Source organism: Stenotrophomonas indicatrix (genome assembly GCA_041545745.1).
In the GTDB taxonomy this organism is placed as follows: domain Bacteria; phylum Pseudomonadota; class Gammaproteobacteria; order Xanthomonadales; family Xanthomonadaceae; genus Stenotrophomonas; species Stenotrophomonas indicatrix_A.
In genome coordinates this window covers 1,409,634-1,432,187 of record CP168152.1, presented here as the reverse complement: position 1 = coordinate 1,432,187, position 22,554 = coordinate 1,409,634, and the positions used below count along the sequence as shown (strand labels likewise).

Genomic DNA, 22,554 nt, shown 5'->3' with positions numbered 1-22,554 from the left:
TTGCACATCTTTAGGCGACAAGAAAGTAAGGGCAAGCAGAAGCAAATAATGCTGAACGACTCCCGGCGACCATCGCCCGCCCCCTCTTTCTGGGATTTGTGATCTTCCATCGTGGGAGGCAGAAAGTTCTTAGCTAATTCGACTAGCGCGACTTCCCCGCCACAGTAGATTCTTCACGGAGCAGATAGGTATATCCGCCACCCAGGTCTTCCTTGCCCTATTGGCGGAGTTCGGTGGGTTGACGATAATCTGCGCCGACAGGCCTGACCTCGACCGCTATGTCGCGCTGCATGCGCATGCGTATGGCGAAGCAGTCGATGCAACGAAGTTGATCCCGCACATGCTGGCAGCGTTCATGGCGGGGGATAGAGGATTCAGGAAGGGCACGGCGACACGGAGCGCGCCATCGAAGCCGGCATGACGGCGTTGCATGCTATCCACCGCGTTCTTCGTTCTGGAGTTCCGGGCCATGCCGAACACCACACTAAACAATTCATGCCCCGGCATTGGACGAAGTGGCTGGGTCGGTGTCCTCTGATGTCTCGATTACTTTTTCGCGATTAGCCAAGCCCCAATCGGCCATGGCGGACATGACCGGACGAAGCGTCTGACCCAGGGCGGTCAAGCGATATTCGGTTTTCGGCGGAATGACGGGGAAGGCCTCACGCGAGATCAGGCCACAGTGCTCCAGCTCCCGCAGCTCCTTCGTCAGGATGCGATCGCTGACGGGCGGGCAGGCTCGACGGATCTCCGAGAAGCGCAATGGTTCATTCCGGACAAGCGCCCAAATGATTCTGGCCTTCCATTTGCCGCCCAGAATCCGCGAAGTAAACGCCACGGGGCACTTCGTTTCAAGCTTCATGGCGAAAACACTAACAAATAATTCCGTACTTGTAAAAAGTAAGAATTGGAATTCTCATGTATCCGTCCTGGCACGGCATCCCTCCCTTCAACTTCGCCGGGGCATGAGGAACATGCATGAAAGCAATTGGCATCAATGCGTCCAGCCGCAGGTTGGAAGTCCTGGACATCCCCGCACCTGATATTCCGCCTCCGGATCATGTGATCGTGGACATCGAGGCTTGCGGCATTAACCATGGCGACAAGTTGTTCTTGACAATGCCAGGCGCGGCCGGTGGGGCTCTCAATCGATCAAACAGCGCATGGGGCGCTTCCGCAACTGGCAAAGTGGCCGCGATTGGCGCAGGAGTTCCGGAGGAGTTTCTTGGAAAGTCCGTGGCGCTCTATCGGTCACTCAGCGCCAGTGCCCAGACGGTAGGATTGTGGTCCGAAAAGGCACAGGTGCTTTACACCAGCTGCTTGATCCTGCCTGACCAACTGCCGGCGTGCGACTACTGCGGTTCATTGGTCAATGCGTTCACACCCTATGCCTTCCTTCAGGAAATGGCGGTGGAAGGCCATCGTGGCGTGATCGCCACGGCGGGAGCCTCGGCGACCGCACTGGCGCTGGCCGTGCTGGCGAAAAAACGCCAGGTTCCGGTCATCCATCTTGTGCGCTCGCAGGCGCAATACGAGGAAGCACGTCGGCTGGGTCTCGAACACGTCATAGCAACGGATGGCGAAGGGTTCGAGGGCAAGCTGGGACAACTGGCCGAAGCCCTTGGAACCACAGCGGTGTTTGACGGGTTGGGCGGCGTTCTGATTAACCGCATTGCTCCGCATGTACCGATGAATACTTCGATTTACATATACGGAATCCTCGATGCTTCGGTGCCAGTGACGATTCCGTCACAGCTGTTCATGGGCAAGAACCTTGTGGTGAAGCGATTCAGTAATTTCAATAGCGCCACGGCCAAAGACCCGGCACGACTGGCAGCGGCGATGACTGATCTGCGCAGTGTCATCGCGGACCCTTTGTTCCGCACTAAGATCGGCAAGGTTTTTCGTTTCGAGGAGATTGACGCCGCGATGGCCTATCAGGGAGCACCTAACGCGAGGGCTGTTCTTGTGCCTCCCGCAGTTTCATTGAAGCAATGAGTATCCTCAGGCACGCACAAGCAATCTGCTAACCCGGCGTGCGCAGCTACGTTGCGGCCGCGCGCATTCTCGGGGTTTCGTCGTCCGCCGTTTCCAAGAACGTGGCACGGCTGGAGACCCGGTTGGGCGTTCGCCTTCTCAGCCGGACGACGCGAAGCATCGGCGTGACCGAAGAAGGCGCGCTGTTCCACGAACGATGCAAACGCGTTCTCGACGAACTGTGGAATGCGGAAGCCACCCTGCTGCAAAGCCGCGAGACGCCCAGAGGCCGGCTGCGCGTCAGCGTTCCGCAGATCTTCGGTCTTCATTTGCTGATGGCACAGTTGCCAGAGTTCACGGAACGCTTTCCAGACATCGAACTGGACGTCGACGTTGAGGACCAGGTCGTCGATATCGTCGCCAGCGGCTTGGACGTCGCGGTGCGCAGCGGGCACCTACCAGATACTCGGCTGGTTGCACGCCTGATCGGGGAGCAGCACTCCGTGGTCTATGGCAGCGACGCATACTTCGAGCGCCGTGGCCGACCCCAAATGCCCAGTGATCTGGGGCAGCACTCCTGCATTCACTTCAAGTACCCGTCGAGTGGCCGACTCGCACCCTGGTCCTTCGCCCAGCCATACGGAGACACAGCGATTCCGGCGAGTCTTGTGGTTAACAACACAGAAGCGGGACTTGCCGCTGCAACAAGGGGGCTTGGGATGGCGCACCTGCCAGTCTATGTCGCAGCTCCTGGTATCGCTTCGGGTGTGCTTCGACCGGTACTAACGGAGTTCATGATTCCGTTCGGGGCGCTGTGGCTGATTTGGTCCTCCAGTCGCCAGCTCTCGCCGAAGGTCAGGGCGTTCGTTGATTTCGTTGTCGAGGGATTGGCAACAGTGCCAAATGCCTTTATGCGTTTCTGACGGTACAAGCGGCGGTATCGGCCCATGCCGGTTACAGCCAAGTCCTTAAACCACGCGGGTTTGGGCGGCTTTCCATGTACTGGAGTGCAATAGCCGGTTGGGCCATGATGCTTAATAAGTCCACCGTCCCTTGGCAATCGTCACCGTTACAGCGCGACCCGGCTTGCTTTCCCAAGGCTCTTATGTGGCCCCCAGCCCGCAACACCGCATCCCCTGCAAGCGGTGCCAAATGGAGCTAACCTATTGCCCCGTATATTCTTTTAAACCACAATTCCTTTGCGCAGAAGGCTTGACACTGGCCATTTTTTATGCCTGCACCCGCGGTGGGTGCCCATTCCGTGGATGCGCGCCGTTGCTGCGCACACCGGAGCGAAGGGTCTTTGCGTTGCGTGCGAATCAGGCCGATACTCGGCACAGGGAATCTGCAGTCACATAACAGGAACGAAAGTCGCGGACTGTGATGCATTCCTAGGTATTCTTGTCCTAATGGAATTGAACGACCCGACATGCCTCCCGAGCTGACAGCTGCACTGGCGCTTTGCCGCAACCTCCCCTCGCCGCCCGGTATTGCCCTGCGCATCATCGAACTGGCCCAGGACCCGGAAGCGGACATCGCAACCGCTGCGGACATCATCGCCATCGACATGGCGTTGAGTGCCCGCATGCTGCGTATCGCCAATTCGCCGCTGTACGCCAGCCGGCGCCGGATCGAGAACCTCGGCCAGGCGCTGACCATGCTCGGGCTGAACGCTACGATCAGCCTCGCCCTGGGCTTCACCGTCACCCAGGGCCTGACCGGCAAAGGCGGCGCCGACCACGACCTGCGCCAACGCGCCTGGAAGCGCAGCATCCTCAGCGCGCTGGCGGCCAGCCAGCTCGGCCAGGCGCGCGGCCTGCGCCGGCTGGAGGAGCTGATGCTGGCCGGACTGCTGCAGGACATGGGCGTGCTGTGCCTGGCCCAGGCTGAATCCGAACGCTACCTGCCGCTGCTGCGCGAAGCGCGCGACAACCCCGACCTGATCGCGCGCGAGCGTCAGGAACTCGGCTGCAGCCACGCCGACGTCGGTGCCTGGGTAGCCGAGGAGTGGGGCCTGCCGCGCTATCTGGTCGACAGCATCCGCCACAGCGAAGACGAAGGTGCCGCCAAGAATCCGTTCCAGGCCTGCGTACAGCTGTCTGGCGCCGTTGCCGACATCTGGCTGGATGAAGACGCCGATGCCGCCCGCGAGCGCGCCCTGCAGCAGGTCCACGACCGGCTGGAGTTGGACAGTGCACGCTTCGACCAGGTCCTGGCGCGGATCAGCGATGCGCTGCCGGACATCGCCAGCCTGTTCGAGAACGGCCTGAATTCACCAGCCCGCGTGCGCGAGCTGATCGACCACGCGCAGGAGCTGGCCACCCTGCGCAACCTGCGTGAACTGCAGGACGCCGACCAGGCCCGCCGTCGCGCCGATGAATTCGAGGCACGCGCCAAGCGCCTGGCCGACCAGGCCCATCGCGATGCCCTGACCGGCGTACTCAACCGCCGCCAGCTTGAAGCCGTGCTTGAGCAGGAGTTCCTGCGCGCCGGCCGCCATGGCTGGCCGTTGTCGGTGGCCTTCATCGACCTGGACGATTTCAAGAAGATCAACGACGCCCACGGCCACCTGACCGGTGACGAGGTGCTGCGCGCCTTTGCCGGCAAGCTGCAGGGGCAGCTGCGCAACAGCGACACCGTGGCCCGCTTCGGCGGTGAGGAGTTTGTCGCGCTGCTGCCCAATACCAGCGAATCGGTGGCCCTTGACGTGATCCGCCGCGTGCTGGCCAACATCGTCGCTACCCCGATGGCGGAACTGGAAGGCGGCCCGCTGTTCATCACCTTCTCGGCCGGCGTGGCCACCCAGGGCGGCTACGAGCGCTTTGCCGGTGTGCAGGACCTGCTGCGCGCGGCAGATGACGTGCTTTACCGCTCCAAGAACCTGGGCCGCAACCGGGTCATCGCGCGCTCTCCCGGCGAACTGGGGCATGATGAACTGTCTGCCACTGCGGGCGCCGAGCTTGGCTGAATGGTGCGCCCCGGATGTACGGGGCACACCGGTATTTTGCGCCGCAGTGCACAAAACGCTTTGGCCGCGCGCCGCTTGCGCGTAGAATCGCCCGCGATTTCCACGCACCCGAGGTCCCTATGTCCAAGCTCGCCTATCGCCGCATCCTGTTGAAACTTTCCGGGGAGGCGCTGATGGGAGATGAGGACTACGGCATCGACCCCAAGATCATCAATCGCCTGGCCCGTGAAGTCGTCGAGGCCCAGCAGGCCGGCGCCGAAGTCGCATTGGTCATCGGTGGTGGCAACATCTTCCGCGGCGCAGGCCTGGCCGCTGGCGGCATGGACCGGGTCACCGGCGACCAGATGGGCATGCTGGCCACGGTCATCAACGCGCTGGCCATGCAGGATGCGCTGGAAAAAGTGGGCGCCAAGGCCCGCGTGATGAGCGCGATCAAGATCAACGACGTGTGCGAGGACTACATCCGCCGCCGCGCCATCCGCCATCTGGAAAAGGGTCGCCTGGTGATCTTCGCCGCTGGCGTCGGCAGCCCGTTCTTCACCACCGACTCGGGCGCGGCCCTGCGCGCCATCGAGATCGGCGCCGACCTGCTGCTGAAGGCAACCAAGGTCGATGGCGTGTACGACAAGGATCCGAACAAGTACAGCGACGCCGTCCGTTTCGACAGCCTGAGCTACGACGAAGTGATCCGTCGTGGCCTGGAAGTAATGGATACCGCCGCCTTCGCCCTGGCCCGCGACAGCGACCTGCCGATGCGCGTGTTCGACATGGGCCAGCCGGGCGAACTGCTGAAGATCCTGCACGGCGAGAACATCGGCACCCTCGTCCAGGGCCGCGACCCGGCCTGAGGCTGAGCGCAAGGCGACCTCCGGGCCGATTCAGGCCCGGCGGCGTCCCGTATTCGCCTATAATCGCCCGATTCCAGTTACATCCAGGACCCTGGCGATGCTCAACGACATCAAGAACAACGCGCAGACGCGCATGGCCAAGAGCATCGACGCTCTTAAGCACACCCTCACCTCGATCCGCACCGGCCGCGCAACGCCGGCCCTGCTGGACCGCGTCACGGTCAATGCTTACGGCAACGCCAGCACGCCGCTGAATCAGGTTGCGTCCATTTCCAACCCCGACGCCCACTCCCTGCTGGTCACGCCCTTCGACAAGAGCATGATCAAGGAGATCGAGAAGGGCCTGTACAACATCGAGCTGACCCCGAACACCATCGGCACCTCGATCCGCGTCAACCTGCCGCCGCCGACCGAAGAGCGTCGCAAGGAACTGGCCAAGCAGGTACAGAAGGAAGGCGAAGGCGCCAAGATCGCCGTGCGCAACATCCGCCAGGATGCGAACAAGGAAGTCGCCAAGCTGCTGAAGGACAAGGTCATCAGCGAAGACGAGAAGAAGCGCGGCGAAGACGATATCCAGAAGTTGACCGACGCCAACATCAAGGATATCGACAAGGTCGTCGCCGACAAGGAAAAGGAACTGATGTCGGTCTGAAGTCGATGCCTTCAGTCCCGCCTCCCCTGCCGGCCGCCCTGCCGCGCCACGTCGCCATCATCATGGATGGCAACGGGCGTTGGGCACAGCAGCGCCGTCGCCCCCGCGTGATCGGCCATCGGGCCGGTGCGCGCGCGGTCAACCGTACCATCGAGCGCTGCCTGGAACTCGGCATTCCCGCGCTGACCCTGTTCGCGTTCTCCAGCGAGAACTGGGGCCGGCCGCAGGAAGAAGTCGATGCGTTGATGAAGCTGTTCCTCGGCGCGCTCGATCGCGAAGTGGACGAGCTGCATCGGCGCGGCGTGCGCGTGCGCTTCATCGGCGAACGCGAGCGCTTCGGCGCCGCCCTGGTCAGCCGCATGCAGCTGGCCGAACAGCGCACCGCCGACAACAGTGCCCTGACCCTGTCGATCGCCGCCAGCTATGGTGGCCGTCAGGACATCGCCCGTGCCGCACGCGCACTGGCCGTTGAAGTGGCCGCCGGCCGCCTGCTTCCCGAGCAGATCGACGAATCCCTGCTGGGGCGACAGGTGGCTCTGGCCGACCTGCCGCCACCGGACCTGTTCATCCGCACCGGCGGCGATACCCGCATCAGCAATTTCCTGTTGTGGCAGCTGGCGTATACCGAGCTGTGGTTCACCGAGGCGCTGTGGCCGGATTTCGACGCCGCGCAGCTGCAGCTGGCGCTGGATGCCTATGCCAGCCGTGAGCGCCGCTTCGGCCTGACCAGCGCCCAGATCGCCGCCCTGGCCACCGAGACGTCCAGCCCATGACCAAGACCCGAGTCCTCGCCGCGCTGATCATGGCGCCGGTCGCCATTGCTGCGATCCTGTTGCTGCCCACGCAATGGCTGGCCGCCGCCGCCGCTGCCGTGCTGCTGATCGGCCTGTGGGAATGGCTGAAACTGGCCGATGTCGAAGACACCCTCGCCCGCACCGTGCTGCTGGTCCTCAACCTGGTGCTGATGGTGCTGCTGGTGTGGGCCGATGCCGGCACCCTGGTGTTGTTCCAGATCGCGACCCTGGTGGGCGTTGCCTGGTGGCTGGGCGCGCTGGTGTGGCTGCGCTTCTTCAACTTCGGCGCGCAGCCCGGCAGCCCGGCGCGCATCCTCAAGCTGCTGGCCGGCACCCTGGCGATCGTGCCGGCGTGGGCGGCGCTGGTACTGATCCATGCCGGCGGCGACCCGCCGGGCCATCAGGGCCACCTGTGGCTGCTGGCCGCGCTTGCACTGGTCTGGGCCGCTGATTCGGGCGCCTATTTTGCTGGCCGCCACTTCGGCAAGCACAAGCTGGCACCGCGGATCAGCCCGAACAAGACGTGGGAAGGCCTGGTCGGTGGGCTGATCGCCGGCGTTGCGGTGGCTGTCGGCCTGGGCTGGCTGGCCGGTATCGATGCCGCGCACCTGCCTGGTCTGCTGATCACCTCGGTGGTGGCCGTATTCGCCTCGGTACTGGGCGACCTGTTCGAAAGCCTGATCAAGCGCCATGCTGGCGCCAAGGATTCAGGCCACCTGATCCCCGGCCACGGCGGCGTGCTCGACCGCGTCGACGGTGTGCTGGCGGCCATTCCGGTGTTCGCACTGGGCAAGGAAATCTTCGGGTTCTGACCATGGATGCTGCTGCAGACCTGCGCCGGGTCGCCGTGTTCGGCGCCACCGGCTCGATTGGTGCCTCCACGCTTGACGTGATCGCCCGCCACCCACTGCGTTACCAGGCCACCGTGCTCGCTGCCGGCCGCCAGGTACAGGCGCTGCTGGCCCTGTGCCGGCAGCACCGGCCCGCGCATGCGGTGATCGCCGATGAAACCCTGTACGCCGAACTGCGTGATGGCCTGCGCGATGCCGGCCTGGCCACCCAGGCCCACGCCGGCCATGCCGCGCTGGACCAGCTGGCGGCCAGCGACGCCTGCGACACCGTGGTTGCCGCGATCGTCGGCGCCGCCGGCCTGTCCTCGACCCTGGCCGCCGCTGCGGCCGGCAAGCGCATCCTGCTGGCCAACAAGGAATCGCTGGTACTGGCCGGCGAACTGCTGACCCGTACCGCCGAACGTGCCGGCGCCGAGATCATTCCGATCGACAGCGAGCACAGTGCGATCTTCCAGTGCCTGCGTTCACGTGATGCCAGCCTCGACGGTGCCGGCGTGCGCCGCATCCTGCTGACCGCCTCGGGTGGACCATTCCGTGGGCGCAGCCGCGCCGAACTGCAGCAGGTCACCCCGGCCCAGGCCGTGGCGCATCCGAAGTGGTCGATGGGGCCGAAGATCTCGGTCGATTCGGCGACGTTGATGAACAAGGGCCTGGAAGTGATCGAGGCCCACCATCTGTTCGGCATTCCCGGCGAGCGCATTGAGGTGCTGGTGCACCCGCAGAGCCTGGTGCATTCGCTGGTGGAGTTCGTTGACGGTTCCACGCTGGCGCAGATGGGCCTGCCGGACATGCGCACCACCCTGGCCGTGGGCCTGGGCTGGCCGCAGCGGATCGAATCGGGGGTGTCCGGGCTGGATCTGCTGACCCAGGGCCGGCTGGATTTCGAGGCCCCCGATACCGACGCCTTCCCCTGCCTGGCCTTGGCATGGCAGGCGATGCGCGCCGGTGGTACCGCCCCGGCCGTGCTGAACGCCGCCAACGAAGAGGCTGTTTCAGCGTTTCTTCAGGGCCGCATAGGCTTCCTGACCATTCCGACGCTGGTTGCTAACGCTCTTTCAACACTGCCGACCGAGCCAGCCGATACACTTGAGGTTCTGTTGTCCGCCGACCAGCGGGCCCGCCAGCTGACCCTGAACGCCATCGACGCCACCTGAACAGCGCACCCATCCCGAATGACGCCGCCGCCCGTGTCCGCCAATGTGAACCTGCATGACTGACTTCATCGGATCGGTCTGGTGGATGATCGTGAGCCTTGGGCTGCTGGTCACCTTCCACGAGTTCGGGCATTACTGGGTGGGACGCCTGTGCGGGGTCAAGGTGCTGCGCTTCTCGGTCGGCTTCGGCCGCCCGCTGTGGTCGCGCCGTGACCGCCATGGCACCGAGTTCGCCATCGCCGCCATCCCGCTGGGCGGCTATGTGAAATTCCTCGACGAACGCGAAGTCGAGGTCCATCCGCACGAGCGCGGCCAGGCCTTCAACCACAAGACCGTGTGGCAGCGCATCGCCATTGTCGCCGCCGGCCCGATCGCCAACCTGCTGCTGTGCATCCTGCTGCTGTGGGCGATGTTCGTGATCGGCAAGCAGGACTATTCCGCCACCGTGGGCCGCGCTACCGGCATGGCCGCCACGGCGGGGCTCGGCAGTGGTGACCGCCTGCTGCGCGTGGACGGCCGCGATGTGATCACACTGGGCGAGGCCAGCATGGCCCTTACTGCGGCGGCGATGGACCGTCGCGACGTGACCCTGCAGGTTCTCGACCCCGCAGACCAACTGCGCTCGCGCACCCTGCCGCTGTCGCAGCTGCCGGCCGGTTTTGATGAACGCCGGGTTCCGATCCTGGCTGGCGTGTACTGGCGTGCGTGGCTGCAGCCGCCACTGGTGGACAACATCGTGAAGGGTTCGGCTGCGGAGGGTCGCCTGCAACCCGGCGATCTGATCGTGGCGATCGACGGCCAGCGCATCGACAGCGTCGAGCAGGCCATCAGCGAAGTGGGCAGCCTCGGCCGCCGCGGCGGCCCGGCGATGGTCGAAGTGCTGCGTGGTGGCGAGCGCCTGGCGCTGGAGATCACCCCGCGCCAGGGCAAGGACGGCAAGGGCCAGCCCACCTGGCAGATCGGCGCCGGCTTTGCCCAGAGCTACAGCCCCGCCTATGACACCCTGCTCAAGTTCGGCCCGCTGCAGTCGGTGACGGTGGCGGTGCGTGAAACCGGCAGGATGGCCGCCGATTCACTGGCCATGATGGGCCGGATCGTCACCGGCAAAGCCTCGCTGCAGAACGTTTCCGGCCCGGTCACCATTGCCCGGGTCGCCAATATTTCGGCCAAACGTGGCGTGGATTGGTTCATCCAGTTCCTCGCGCTGCTGTCGCTGAGCCTGTGCATCATCAACCTGCTGCCGATCCCCATCTTGGACGGCGGCCACCTGCTGTATTACCTTATCGAGTTGGTCAAGGGCAGCCCGCTGAGCGAGCGTGCCGTCGCCGCCGGCCAATACATCGGCCTGGCGTTGCTGGCCGGGCTGATGGGATTGGCGTTCTACAACGACATCCTCGGCTTGGTCCCGCGATGAACTTTTCCATGTTTTTGCCGTCTACAGCGTCGGCATCCCTTACCAATGAAATCGACCTTCCTACCGGACGTGACATGACGCGACTCCCCAATCGCCGCCTGCTGGCCCTCGCCCTCGCCGCCGTCACCGGCGCTCCCGCCCTGGCCCAGGCAGCCGAGCCCTTCACTGTCAGCGACATCCGCGTCGACGGCCTGCAGCGCATCAGCTCCGGTACGGTGTTCACCTACCTGCCGGTCGAGCGTGGCGAGACGGTCACAGACAGCAAGGTCGGCGAGACCATCCGCGCCCTGTACAAGACCGGCTTCTTCGAAGACGTGCAGCTGGATCGCCAGGGCAGCATCCTGGTGGTGACCGTCAAGGAACGCCCGGCGATCAACAAGCTGACCGTCACCGGCAACAAGGACATCAAGTCCGACCAGCTGCTCAAGGGCCTGTCCGACATCGGCCTGACCGAAGGCGGCACCTTCGATCGCCTGAGCCTGGATCGCGTGACCCAGGAACTTCGCCGGCAGTACAACGATCGTGGCAAATACACCGTCGACATCACCCCGACGGTGAGCCCGCTGGACCGCAACCGTGTCGACATCGCCATCGCGATCAAGGAAGGCAAGGCGGCCAAGATCCGCCACGTCAACATCGTCGGCACCGAGAAGTACGACAGCAAGGACATCCTGGAATACTGGGAGTCCAAGGAGCACAACTGGGCGTCGTGGTACCGCCGTGACGACCAGTACTCCAAGGAAAAGCTGTCCGGCGACCTGGAAAAGCTCAACTCCTGGTACCTGGACCGCGGCTATGTCGACTTCAGCATCGACTCGACGCAGGTGTCGATCAGCCCCGACAAGCGCGACATGTTCATCACCGCCGGCGTGACCGAAGGCGACCAGTACAAGATCTCCGAGATCAAGGTCAGCGGCGATACGATCCTGCCGCAGGAAGACGTCGAGCGCATGGTCGTGCAGAAGTCCGGCGACACGTTCTCGCGTGCGCTGCTGGAATTCAGCTCCGACTCGATCACCAACTCGCTGTCCAACATCGGTTACGCCTTCGCCAAGGTGAACCCGATTCCGACCACCAACCGCGCCGAGCAGACCGTGGCGGTCAACATGCAGGTCGTGCCCGGCCCGCGCGTGACCGTCCGCCGCATCATCTTCAAGGGCAACACCCGCACCTCCGACGAGGTGATGCGCCGCGAAATGCGCCAGTTCGAGAACAGCTGGTACTCGCAGGCCGCGATCGACCGTTCCAAGATCCGCCTGCAGCGCCTGGGCTACTTCGAAGGTGTCGAAGTGGAAACCCCGGCCGTCAGTGGCAGCAACGACCAGGTCGACGTCGTCTACAACGTCAAGGAAACCACCTCGGGCAGCTTCGTGTTCGGCCTGGGCTATTCGCAGTCCTACGGCATGACCACCTCGGTGCAGCTGTCGCAGAACAACTTCCTGGGCGGCGGCAACCGCGTGTCGGTCGAAGCCTCGCGCAGCAGCTACCTGCAGCGCTACGGCTTCAGCTACACCAACCCGTACTTCACCGATGACGGCGTCTCGCTGGGCTACAACCTGTCCTGGCGCGAACTGGACTACTCCGACTTCAACACCGCGCAGTACAACAGCACCAATGGTTCGGCGCAGGTGGTGTTCGGCGTGCCGATCACCGAGACCGACACCGTCTCGCTGATGTTCGGCATCGACAGCAACCAGATCACCACGTATGCGGGCTCGACTCCGAAATCGATCATCGACTACATCGATGCCGTCGGCAGCCGTACCTTCCATGCATGGCGCACGGAGCTGGGCTGGGCGCGCGACTCCCGCAACGACTACTTCATGCCGACCCGCGGTACCTACCAGCGCGTGGGCCTGGAAACCACGCTGCCGGGTTCGACCATCGAGTACTACAAGCTGAACTACCAGATCAGCAAGTACTGGCCGATCATCCCCTCGCTGGTGATCAACACCCGCGCCGAAATCGGCTACGGTGATGCCTACGGCAACGACAAGACCCGCGTGATCGACAACGGCGACGGCACCACCCGCACCGTCACCGCCTCGGGCCTGCCGTTCTACGAGAACTTCTACGCCGGTGGTACCAACTCGGTGCGTGGTTTCGAGGACAACACCCTCGGCCCGCGTGAAGTCACCAGCGGTTACCCGAACGGCCAGCCGCTGGGTGGCTCGCTGAAGACCGTCGGTTCGGTCGAAGCCTACTTCCCGCGCCTGTTCGACAGCCCGTCGGCCCGCGTATCGGCCTTCGTCGACTTCGGCAACGTCTACAACGGCACCGACAATTTCAAGGCCAACGAGCTGCGCGTGTCCACCGGTGTGGCCCTGCTGTGGCGCGCCCCGGTCGGCCCGATCTCGATCAGCTACGCGTTCCCGCTGAAGAAGAAGGACGGCGACGAGGTCGAGCGTCTGCAATTCACCTTCGGTGGCCAGTTCTGAGGAACGACGTTTCTCAGAACTGATCCACCTCCGGTGAATTGCCCGCGCATTTCACCTATCCCCCGCGCCGCTGGCGCGCCCCCCTTGACAGAAGGGGGGCTCTCCACCAGACGGGTATCGGATCGCCGGGCATTGCCCGGCGTTTTCGTTTAGACGGGTTGGCGGAAGGGAGCGCTCCGCTCTTGATCTTTCCTGTTTTTCCGTGGCTGGCACTCGCGCCACGCCGTCGGAGGGCGGACGGGTGGGGCCTGCGAGGGTGTGAGCCGCATGGATGCGGCGACCAAGGCTACATGGACGTACTTGCGCCGTCCCTCGCGGGCCCCACCCGTCCGACCCAGCCCACCGGCCTGACTCTGCCAGCCGCGAGGGGCCCCGCCGTTGGCAGCAGAACCGCCCCGCATGACCGCAATGGCGTCACACGTTAAACTCCCGCCGTGAATACTCCTACCTACACCGCCCAGCAACTCGCCGATCAGTTCGGCCTGCAGGTCCATGGCGACCCGAGCACCGCCATCCATGGCGTGGCCACCCTCGCCCATGCCGGTGCCGGCCAGCTGACCTTCCTCGCCAACCCGCGCTACCGCGCCCAGCTGGCCGACAGCCAGGCCGGCATCGTGGTCCTGCGCGCCGAGGATGCCGACGCAGCTCCCGGCACCGCGCTGGTTGCCAAGGATCCCTACACCACCTTTGCCAAGATCGGCGCGCTGTTCGACATCGCCCCGACCCGCCCGCCCGGCATCCACCCCAGCGCGGTGATCGATCCGCAGGCGCAGGTCGCCGCCAGCGCCCACGTCGGCCCGTTCGTCACCATCGGCGCACGCAGCGTCATCGGCGAGAACTGCATCATCGGCGCCGGCAGCATCATCGGCGAAGACTGCACCCTCGACAGCGGCTGCGAGCTGATCGCCCGCGTCACCCTGGTCACCCGCGTCAAGCTGGGCAAGCGCGTGCGCATCCATCCCGGCGCCGTGCTGGGCGCCGATGGCTTCGGCCTGGCAATGGACGCTGGCAAATGGATCAAGGTGCCGCAGCTTGGCGGCGTGCGCATCGGCGACGACTGCGAGATCGGCGCCAATACCTGTGTTGACCGTGGCGCGCTGGAAGACACCGTGCTGGCCGAGGACGTCCGCCTGGACAACCTGGTGCAGATCGCACACAACGTACAGATCGGCGCCCACTCGGCCATCGCAGGCTGCACCGGCATTGCCGGCAGCGCCAAGATCGGCCGTTACTGCCTGCTCGGCGGCGCAGTTGGCGTCGTCGGTCATCTCGAAATCTGCGACAAGGTCGTGATCACCGGCAAATCGGTGGTCCGCAACTCCATCACCGAGCCGGGCGAGTACTCCTCCGGCACGCCCCTGACCGACAACCGCACGTGGCGCAAAAACGCCGCGCGCTTCAAGCAGCTCGATGCACTGGCCCGTCGCATCCTGTCTGTGAGCAAGGAGAAAGAATGAGCCAGCCCCAGACCCTGCCGGACATGGCGCAGATCCAGACACTGCTTCCGCACCGCTACCCGTTCCTGCTGGTGGACAAGGTCGTAGCGATCGACTACGAAAAGCGCACGATCGTCGCGACCAAGAACGTCAGCATCAACGAGCCGTTCTTCCAGGGCCACTTCCCGGGCCAGCCGATCATGCCCGGCGTGCTGATCATCGAAGCCATGGCCCAGGCCGGTGGCGTGCTGACCCAGTTGACGCTGGGCCGCGATGCGCAGTCCAAGCTGTTCTACATGGTCAAGGTCGACAAGGCCCGCTTCACCAAGCAGGTGGTGCCGGGTGACGTGCTGGAGATGCACGTGGAGATCAAGCGCGTGATCCGCAACATGGCCGTGTATGACTGTGTGGCCAAGGTCGACGGCGAAGTCGTCGCCTGCGCCGAGGTGCTGTGCGCCGGCACCCGCGAATGACCCTGGCTGGAGGACCGAGATGAGCGACAACGCCCCCCTGATCCACCCTACTGCCGTGATCGATCCGTCGGCGCGCCTGGCCGACGATGTCCGCGTGGGCGCGTTCACGATCATCGGGCCGGACGTCGAGATCGGTGCCGGCACCGAGGTCGGTCCGCACTGCAGCGTGCACGGCCCGACCCGGATCGGCCGCGACAACCGTTTCATCGGCCATGTCGCGGTCGGCGGCGAACCGCAGGACAAGAAGTTCGCCGGTGAGCGCACCGAACTGGTGATCGGCGACCGCAACGTGTTCCGCGAGTTCGTCACCCTCAACCGTGGCACCGGCGGCGGCGGTGGCATCACCACCATCGGCGATGACAACTGGATGCTGGCCTACACGCACGTGGCCCACGATTGCCACGTCGGCAACTTCTGCGTGTTTTCCAACAACACCACGCTGGCCGGCCACGTGACTGTGGGTGACTACGTGATCATCAGCGGCTTTGCCGGCGCCCATCAGTTCTGCCGCATCGGTGCGCATGCCTTCCTCGGCATGGGCGCGCTGACCAATGGCGACGTCCCGCCGTTCACCATGGTCGGCACCGACTCGCTGGGCCGCCCGCGCGGCATCAACAGCGAGGGCCTGAAGCGCCGCGGCTTCGACCCCGAGCGCATCACCGCCATCAAACGCGCCTACCGCACGCTGTACGTGGCGGGCCTGCCGCTGGCCGAAGCCAAGGCACAGCTGGCCGAGCAGGCGCGTGACAGCGACGACGTCAAGTCGATGCTGGACTTCATCGAACACGCCGAGAGGCACCTGCTGCGATGAGCAGCGCGACCGGCCAGGCGCCGGCCGGCGCCGACGTGATTTCGCTGGCCTCGATGGCCGGCAGCGTGCCTGCCCATCGGGTGCTGAGCGACCGCCCGTTGCGGATCGCACTGGTCGCCGGTGAAGCCTCCGGCGACCTGCTCGGTGCGGGCCTGATACGCGAACTGAAGGCCCGCTTCCCGCATGCCGAATTCGCCGGCATCGGCGGCGATGCGATGCGCAGCGCCGGTTGCCAGACCTGGCACGATGCCAGCGAACTGGCGGTGATGGGCCTGACCGAAGTGCTGCGCCATCTGCCGCGCCTGCTCAAGCTGCGTTCGGCGTTCCGCCAGCGTGCGCTGGAGTGGCAGCCGGATGTGTTCATCGGCATCGATGCTCCCGACTTCAATCTGGGCATCGAACGCTGGTTGAAACAGCGTGGCGTACGCACCGTGCACTACGTCAGCCCTTCGGTATGGGCATGGCGCGAAAAGCGTGCCGAGAAGATCGGTAGCAGCGCCGACCTGGTGCTGTGCCTGTTTCCGATGGAGCCACCGATCTACGCCAAGCACGGTATCGATGCGCGCTTTGTCGGCCATCCGATGGCCGATGACATCCCGCTGCATGTCGACCGTGAAGCGGCCCGGATCGAGCTCGGACTGCCCGCCTCGGCCAAGGTGCTGGCCGTGCTTCCCGGCAGCCGCCTGGGTGAGATATCCAAGCTCGGCGAAGCCTTCTTCGAGGCCGCATGGCAGGTGTCCGAGCGCATTCCCGGCCTGCACGTGGTGGTCCCTGCGGCCAATGCGGCCTGCCGGCGCCTGATCGAAGAACAGCTGTCACGCTCGGCACTGCCGGTGGCCTATTCGCATGTACTGGACGGCCAGGCGCGCAACGCGATGATCGCCGCCGACGTGGTGGTGCTGGCCTCTGGCACCGCGACCCTGGAAGCGATGCTGGTGAAGCGGCCGATGGTGGTCGGCTACCGGGTCAACGAACTGACGTACCGCCTGGTGAAGGCGCTGGGGTTGATCAAGGTCGACCGCTTCGCCCTGCCCAACATCCTTGCCGGGCAGGATCTGGCGCCAGAACTGATGCAGCACGACTGCACGCCGGAAAAACTGGCTGCGGCCGTCCAGCAGTGGTTCGACCACCCGCAACGGATCGCCGACCTGCAGGGAACCTACACGCGCCTGCATGAACGCCTGCGTCGCAACGCATCGGCGCGCGCAGCCGATGCTGTCGGCGAACTGCTGGTCTGCGGCCAGGAAAAAGCATGAGCCGCCGCCACGCCGCGGCGGCCAGTCTGGCCCTGTTCGATGGCGCCGCGGTGATCGACCCCGGCCACCGCATCGCCGGTGTCGACGAAGCGGGTCGGGGGCCGCTGGCTGGGCCAGTGGCGGTGGCAGCGGTGGTGTTCGATCCGCAGCGGCCACGACTGAACGGCCTGGATGATTCCAAGCAGCTGACCGCGGCCCGCCGCGAGCAGCTGCACGATCGCATCCTCGACCGCGCCCTGGCCTGGCACGTGGTGCTGGTGGACGTGGAAGCCATTGATCGCCTGAACATCTATCAAGCCACGCTGCAGGGCATGCGCGATGTCGTCGCGGCGGTGGCCCACGTGGCCGGCTTCGCCCGCATCGATGGCAACGTGGTGCCCAAGGGGCTGGTGCTGCCGGCGCAGGCGCTGGTCGGCGGCGATGGCATCGACCGCGCGATCATGGCGGCCTCGATCCTGGCCAAGGTCTCGCGTGACCGCTACATGCTGGACCTGCACGCTCGCCACCCGCAGTACGGCTTCGACCAGCACAAGGGCTACGGCACCCCGGCGCATCTGGCCGCCCTGCGTGAACACGGCCCGTGCGCGGAGCACCGGCGCAGCTTCGCCCCGGTGCGCGAGTGCCTGGAGGCGCCGCCGACGTCGGCCATCGACATCGCGATTGCCTGAATCGCCTGAACGGCCGCTGCAATCCGTCTGGGGGAACAGTCCCCCTGAGTCAGGGGGACGCGCCAAGGGCGCGGGGGTCTGGAAGCATGCTGAGAAGGGGCCCGCGGTTCGCCTGCGAACCGTGGGAAGCGATAGCGCGAATGCGATATCGCGCACCGTCAAGTCCTTGTCGCAACCCCCTGCCCTCGCTACCCTGACCGGGCACTCCAGCGCTTCCCGACCCCGGCGACGATTCCCGCGTCTGCACCCGGGGCCTGCGCGCTCCAACCTGGTCCGGCATGTCCAACTCCCGCTTCGTACATCTCCACGTCCACACCGAGTTCTCGCTGGCGGACTCGACCATCCGCGTGCCGGCCAAGCCGGACCAGGCTGACCCGAAGAAGGCCAAGCAGGCCAACCTGCTGTCGCGCTCGGTCGAGCTCGGCCTGCCTGCGCTGGCGGTGACCGACCTCAACAACCTGTTCGCCCTGGTCAAGTTCTACAAGGCCGCCGAAGGCGTGGGCATCAAGCCCATCGCCGGCGCCGACGTGATGATCGCCGAGGAAGGCCAGGACCCGTGGCGGATGACCCTGCTGTGCCGCGACCGCGAAGGCTATCTGAGCCTGTCGCGGCTGCTGACCCGGGCATGGATGGAAGGCCATCGCCCCGAGGGCGGCGTGGCCGTGCATCCGGACTGGCTGAAGGCCGGCAACGCCAGCCTGTTCGCCCTGGCCGGCCGTGACAGCCTGGCCGGGCGGCTGGCGCTGGATGGCAAGCATGACCTGGCCGAACAGCAGCTCGCAGACTGGCAGCGCGTGTTCGGCGACGGCCTGCACCTGGAGCTGACCCGCACAGGTCGCGACGGCGAAGAAAGCTTCAACCAGTTCGCGCTGATGGCCGCCGGCCAGCGCGGGTTGCCGGTGATCGCCAGCAACGACGTCCGCTTCCTGTCGTCGTCCGATTTCAGCGCGCACGAAGCACGCGTGTGCATCTCCACCGGCCGCGTGCTGGATGACCCCAAGCGCCCACGCGAGTACAGCGACCAGCAATACCTGAAGTCGGCCGAGGAGATGTGCGCGCTGTTTGCCGACATCCCCGATGCGATCGACAACACGTTGGCGCTGGCCGAACGCTGCAACATCGAGATGCGCCTGGGCACCTACTTCCTGCCCGACTATCCGGTGCCCGACGAGGAGACGCTGGACAGCTGGATCCGCAGCGAATCGCGCAAGGGCCTGGCCGCGCGCCTGGAAAAGAATCCCATCGCGCCCGGCATGACCGCGCAGGATTACAGCGACCGCCTCGAGTTCGAGCTGGACACCATCATCAAGATGGGCTTCCCCGGCTACTTCCTGATCGTGGCCGACTTCATCCAGTGGGGTAAAGCGCAGGGCATCCCGATCGGTCCGGGCCGTGGTTCCGGTGCCGGCTCACTGGTGGCGTGGGCGCTGCAGATCACCGATCTGGACCCGCTGCCGTACAACCTGCTGTTCGAGCGCTTCCTCAACCCCGAACGCGTGTCGATGCCCGACTTCGACATCGACTTCTGCATGGACCGTCGCGACGAAGTCATCGACTACGTCGCGCGCAAGTACGGCCGCGAGCGGGTCAGCCAGATCATCACCTACGGCACCATGGCGGCCAAGGCGGTGGTGCGCGACTCCGGCCGCGTGCTCGGCTTCCCCTATGGCCTGGTCGACGGCGTCGCCAAGCTGATCCCGAACATCCTCGGCATCTCGCTGAAGGACGCGATGGGTGAGGGCAAGGACAGCGAGATGGCCTCGCCCGAGCTGATCCAGCGCTACCAGAGCGAGGACGATGTCCGCGATCTGATCGACCTTGCGCGGCAGCTGGAAGACCTCACCCGCAACGCCGGCAAGCACGCCGGCGGCGTGGTGATCGCGCCCGAACCGCTGGCCGAGTTCTGCCCGCTGTTCGCCGAACACGATGAAGATGGCCGCGGCAAGAATCCGGTCACCCAGTTCGACAAGAACGACGTTGAAGAAGTCGGCCTGGTGAAGTTCGACTTCCTCGGCCTGCGCACGCTGACGATCATCGACTGGGCGGTGAAGGCGATCAACAAGCGCCACGAGCGCGCCGGCGTTCCGCCGGTGGACATCACCCAGCTGCCGCTGGACGATGCGCCCACCTACAAGGACATCTTCGCCTCGGGCAATACCGGCGCGGTGTTCCAGTTCGAATCCTCGGGCATGCGCCGCCTGCTGAAGGACGCCAAGCCCGACCGTTTCGAAGACCTGATCGCGCTGGTGTCGTTGTACCGCCCCGGCCCGATGGACCTGATTCCCTCCTTCGTCGACCGTAAGCACGGGCGCGAAGACGTCGAGTATCCCGATCCGCGCACCGAGCGCATCCTGCGTGACACCTACGGCATCATGGTGTACCAGGAGCAGGTGATGCAGATGGCGCAGATCGTCGGTGGCTACTCGCTGGGCGGCGCCGATCTGCTGCGCCGTGCGATGGGCAAGAAGGTGCCGGCGGAAATGGCCAAGCACCGCGAGATCTTCCGCGAAGGTGCGGCCAAGGACGGCGTCGGCGAAGCCAAGGCCGATGCGATCTTCGACCTGATGGAGAAGTTCGCCGGCTACGGCTTCAACAAGTCGCATGCCGCTGCCTACGCCCTGGTCAGCTACCAGACGGCCTGGCTCAAGCGCCATTACCCGGCCGAGTTCATGGCAGCGACGCTGTCTTCGGACATGGACAACACCGAAAAGGTGGTCGGCTTCCTGGACGAGGTACGCAACCTCGGCCTGACCGTGCTGCCGCCGAAGGTGAACCAGTCCGCCTTCATGTTTGAAGCAGCCACGCCGGACACGATCCAGTACGGCCTGGGGGCGATCAAGGGCGTCGGCCAGGGTGCCTGCGAAGCGGTGGTGGAGGAGCGCCTTCGCGGCGGCGACTACACCGACCTGCTCGACTTCTGCACCCGCATCGGTTCGGCCAAGCTCAACCGACGCACGCTGGAAGCCATGATCAACTGCGGTGCGCTGGATGAGCTGGGCCACAACCGTGCCTCGCTGATGCTGCAGCTGCCGGAAGTGATCAAGGCCACCGAACAGATGGCGCGCGAGCGTGCGTCCGGCCAGAACTCGCTGTTCGGCGGCCCCGAGCCAGGCGTACAGGCCATCCACCTGGAGCTGCAGGAAACCGACGAATGGCCGTTGCTGCAGCGCCTCAACGGCGAGCGCGACACGCTGGGCTTCTACCTCAGTGGCCACCCGTTCGACCCCTGGCGCGATGACGTGCGCGATCTGGTCGGTACCGACCTCGGCTCGGTGGAAAAGATCTGGAGCGCCAACAGCAACAGTGGTGGCGGCGAGAAGCGCTGGCGTCCGGAAGTGCAGACCGTGCTTGCCGGCCAGGTGGTCGGCGTGCGCCGCAAGGGCGAGAGCCAGATCTTCATCCAGCTGGAAGATGGCCGTGGCCGCGTCGAATGCAGCGCGTTCTCCGATGCCATGGCCGAGTTCGGCCACCTGATGACCAAGGACCGCATCCTGGTGGTCAAGGGCGGCCTGCGCGAAGACGAATTCAATGGTGGCTTCGCCTTGCGCATCCGCCAGTGCTGGGACTTCGACGAGGTCTGTGCGAACTACGCCACGCGCCTGTCGCTGCGGCTGGACCTGCGCCAGCAGCGGCCGGTGTGGGAGCGCATCGATGCCCTGCTCGACCGTCATCGCCCCGGCCGCACGCCGCTGCGCCTGGACCTGCTGCTGAAGGGCCCCGATGGCGGCGGCATCGCCGGCATGCTCGATGTTTCCGGGCAGAGCGCGGTGCGCGTCGATTCCCGGTTGATGGAGGCGCTTCGCGCCGAACCGGCAGTACGCACGCTGAAGGTGCGCTACAGCCCGCCATGGGCCAGCTGAGGCTGGCCGAACCCCCGTTTCCGCTTTCCCGCCGCATACGTCAAGGACGATTGTCCGCAATGAAGAATCTGTTGCTGTCGATGGTGGCCGCGCTCGCGCTGGCCGGCTGCTCTTCCAAAGTCGATTTCGAGATCGACAACCCGACCGATACGCCCCTTGCCATCAGCATCGATGGCAAGGACCTGCCGGTAGCCGCACATGCGTCGCGCCCGGTCAGTCTGGCGGCCGGCGAACATCGCCTGCACACCGAACGCCTGGGTGAGGTGCGCTTCATCGTTTACGCCGGCGGTCATGGCGGCCTGATCAACCCAAGCCTCAGCGAGTACGTAACCGCGCGCGAGATCTATGTGACCGACGACAACAAGCTGAAGAACTTCGGCGTCAGCGGCCCGGGCATCGAACTGGGAGGCGTCGAATTCAAGGGGCCGTTCGAAAAGCAGCATGGCCTGTTCATCGAGAAGACCTGGAACTTCGGCGTGCATGAAGCGTTCCCCGAGGAACAGCTGGTTGCCCATGTCGATTCGACCGGCGGCAGGATCAGCACCAAGATCTTCACCGCGCCGGCGTTCATCACCTATGTCGAGGCTGGCATGGGCGAGCCCGGTGCCTACAAGCGCGAGCAGCCCGCCGGCTATGTCGCCCCCGTCTTCACCCTGGACACTGCACCGGCGGCGTTGCCGACGCTGGATCCCGTGTTCGAAGCCCATGCCGGCCCCCTGCGCGATGTCTACGCACGCTGGCTGAAGGCCACCACCGCCAGCGAGCAGAAGGCCCTGCGCAAGCAGGACACGCAGGCACAGATAGCCTTCACCCTTGCCACCGCATCGCTGGGCGCGAAGCTGCCAGTCGCGGCCAACAAGGCCTACAACGACTTTGTGACCCAGCGCAGCACGCTGATGGCCCGCAGCGCGCTGGTCCTGCCCTGAACCGGCGACCGGCGGCCTGACTGGCGCC

General features: G+C 65.1%; 19 protein-coding genes. 18 read left to right on the top strand and 1 reads right to left on the bottom strand.

All coding sequences use genetic code 11. The annotated features are described in order from the left end of the window. The first annotated feature begins 220 nt into the window (after positions 1 to 220). A complete protein-coding gene (locus ACEF39_RS06515) occupies positions 221 to 421 on the top strand; it encodes a DUF2274 domain-containing protein (RefSeq protein ID WP_500287375.1) in 201 nt (66 codons plus the stop codon). Positions 422 to 493: 72 nt separating this feature from the next. Here the strand turns inward: ACEF39_RS06515 and ACEF39_RS06510 are convergent, their stop codons facing one another. Beyond that, positions 494 to 862 carry a winged helix-turn-helix transcriptional regulator gene (locus tag ACEF39_RS06510; RefSeq protein WP_500287374.1) on the bottom strand — a complete coding sequence of 123 codons (369 nt, stop codon included), beginning with the start codon at positions 860 to 862 and terminating at the stop codon, positions 494 to 496. 116 nt (positions 863 to 978) lie between these two features. Between ACEF39_RS06510 and ACEF39_RS06505 the strand changes: the two genes are divergently transcribed. The 17 genes from ACEF39_RS06505 (at position 979) to ACEF39_RS06425 (ending at position 22,526) form a co-directional block, all read left to right on the top strand. Further along, on the top strand, positions 979 to 1,998 hold the full coding sequence (locus ACEF39_RS06505) for an MDR/zinc-dependent alcohol dehydrogenase-like family protein (protein ID WP_500287373.1): 1,020 nt from the start codon (positions 979 to 981) through the stop codon (positions 1,996 to 1,998). Between the two features lie 38 nt (positions 1,999 to 2,036). Beyond that, a complete protein-coding gene (locus ACEF39_RS06500) occupies positions 2,037 to 2,900 on the top strand; it encodes a LysR family transcriptional regulator (protein WP_500287372.1) in 864 nt (287 codons plus the stop codon). 506 nt (positions 2,901 to 3,406) lie between these two features. Continuing rightward, positions 3,407 to 4,945, top strand: coding sequence for a sensor domain-containing diguanylate cyclase (locus tag ACEF39_RS06495; RefSeq protein ID WP_500287371.1), 1,539 nt, complete (start codon positions 3,407 to 3,409; stop codon positions 4,943 to 4,945). 119 nt (positions 4,946 to 5,064) lie between these two features. Beyond that, the gene (gene pyrH / locus ACEF39_RS06490) at positions 5,065 to 5,793 is read left to right on the top strand and encodes a UMP kinase (protein WP_025877663.1); all 729 of its coding nucleotides are present in this window, start codon (positions 5,065 to 5,067) and stop codon (positions 5,791 to 5,793) included. 97 nt (positions 5,794 to 5,890) lie between these two features. After that, on the top strand, positions 5,891 to 6,445 hold the full coding sequence (gene frr, locus ACEF39_RS06485; RefSeq protein WP_099821430.1) for a ribosome recycling factor: 555 nt from the start codon (positions 5,891 to 5,893) through the stop codon (positions 6,443 to 6,445). A 5-nt stretch (positions 6,446 to 6,450) separates the two neighbouring features. Then, positions 6,451 to 7,218 (top strand): polyprenyl diphosphate synthase, encoded by a 768-nt coding sequence (gene uppS, locus ACEF39_RS06480; protein ID WP_500287370.1) that lies wholly within the window; start codon positions 6,451 to 6,453, stop codon positions 7,216 to 7,218. After that, positions 7,215 to 8,051 (top strand): phosphatidate cytidylyltransferase, encoded by an 837-nt coding sequence (locus ACEF39_RS06475; RefSeq protein WP_049465362.1) that lies wholly within the window; start codon positions 7,215 to 7,217, stop codon positions 8,049 to 8,051. Before uppS ends, ACEF39_RS06475 begins: the two co-directional genes overlap by 4 nt. A gap of 2 nt (positions 8,052 to 8,053) precedes the next feature. Then, positions 8,054 to 9,244, top strand: a complete 1,191-nt coding sequence (locus tag ACEF39_RS06470) for a 1-deoxy-D-xylulose-5-phosphate reductoisomerase (protein ID WP_500287369.1) — start codon at positions 8,054 to 8,056, stop codon at positions 9,242 to 9,244. Positions 9,245 to 9,299: 55 nt separating this feature from the next. Further along, complete coding sequence (gene rseP, locus ACEF39_RS06465) at positions 9,300 to 10,658, top strand: RIP metalloprotease RseP (RefSeq protein WP_500287368.1); 1,359 nt, start codon at positions 9,300 to 9,302, stop codon at positions 10,656 to 10,658. 74 nt (positions 10,659 to 10,732) lie between these two features. Then, complete coding sequence (gene bamA, locus ACEF39_RS06460) at positions 10,733 to 13,096, top strand: outer membrane protein assembly factor BamA (RefSeq protein WP_500287367.1); 2,364 nt, start codon at positions 10,733 to 10,735, stop codon at positions 13,094 to 13,096. A gap of 434 nt (positions 13,097 to 13,530) precedes the next feature. Beyond that, positions 13,531 to 14,553, top strand: coding sequence for a UDP-3-O-(3-hydroxymyristoyl)glucosamine N-acyltransferase (gene lpxD / locus ACEF39_RS06455; RefSeq protein ID WP_093817747.1), 1,023 nt, complete (start codon positions 13,531 to 13,533; stop codon positions 14,551 to 14,553). Continuing rightward, the gene (fabZ, locus tag ACEF39_RS06450; protein ID WP_500287366.1) at positions 14,550 to 15,005 is read left to right on the top strand and encodes a 3-hydroxyacyl-ACP dehydratase FabZ; all 456 of its coding nucleotides are present in this window, start codon (positions 14,550 to 14,552) and stop codon (positions 15,003 to 15,005) included. The genes lpxD and fabZ overlap by 4 nt, the downstream gene beginning before the upstream one ends. 19 nt (positions 15,006 to 15,024) lie before the next feature. Continuing rightward, positions 15,025 to 15,816, top strand: coding sequence for an acyl-ACP--UDP-N-acetylglucosamine O-acyltransferase (gene lpxA / locus ACEF39_RS06445; protein ID WP_500287365.1), 792 nt, complete (start codon positions 15,025 to 15,027; stop codon positions 15,814 to 15,816). Between the two features lie 53 nt (positions 15,817 to 15,869). Further along, positions 15,870 to 17,072: a lipid-A-disaccharide synthase gene (gene lpxB, locus ACEF39_RS06440; RefSeq protein WP_500287984.1), complete on the top strand. Its 1,203-nt coding sequence runs from the start codon at positions 15,870 to 15,872 to the stop codon at positions 17,070 to 17,072. Further along, positions 17,069 to 17,740 carry a ribonuclease HII gene (gene rnhB / locus ACEF39_RS06435; RefSeq protein WP_500287364.1) on the top strand — a complete coding sequence of 224 codons (672 nt, stop codon included), beginning with the start codon at positions 17,069 to 17,071 and terminating at the stop codon, positions 17,738 to 17,740. Before lpxB ends, rnhB begins: the two co-directional genes overlap by 4 nt. 278 nt (positions 17,741 to 18,018) lie before the next feature. Next, positions 18,019 to 21,600, top strand: coding sequence for a DNA polymerase III subunit alpha (gene dnaE, locus ACEF39_RS06430; protein ID WP_500287363.1), 3,582 nt, complete (start codon positions 18,019 to 18,021; stop codon positions 21,598 to 21,600). 59 nt (positions 21,601 to 21,659) lie between these two features. Further along, a complete protein-coding gene (locus ACEF39_RS06425) occupies positions 21,660 to 22,526 on the top strand; it encodes a hypothetical protein (RefSeq protein ID WP_500287362.1) in 867 nt (288 codons plus the stop codon). Positions 22,527 to 22,554 lie beyond the last annotated feature (28 nt).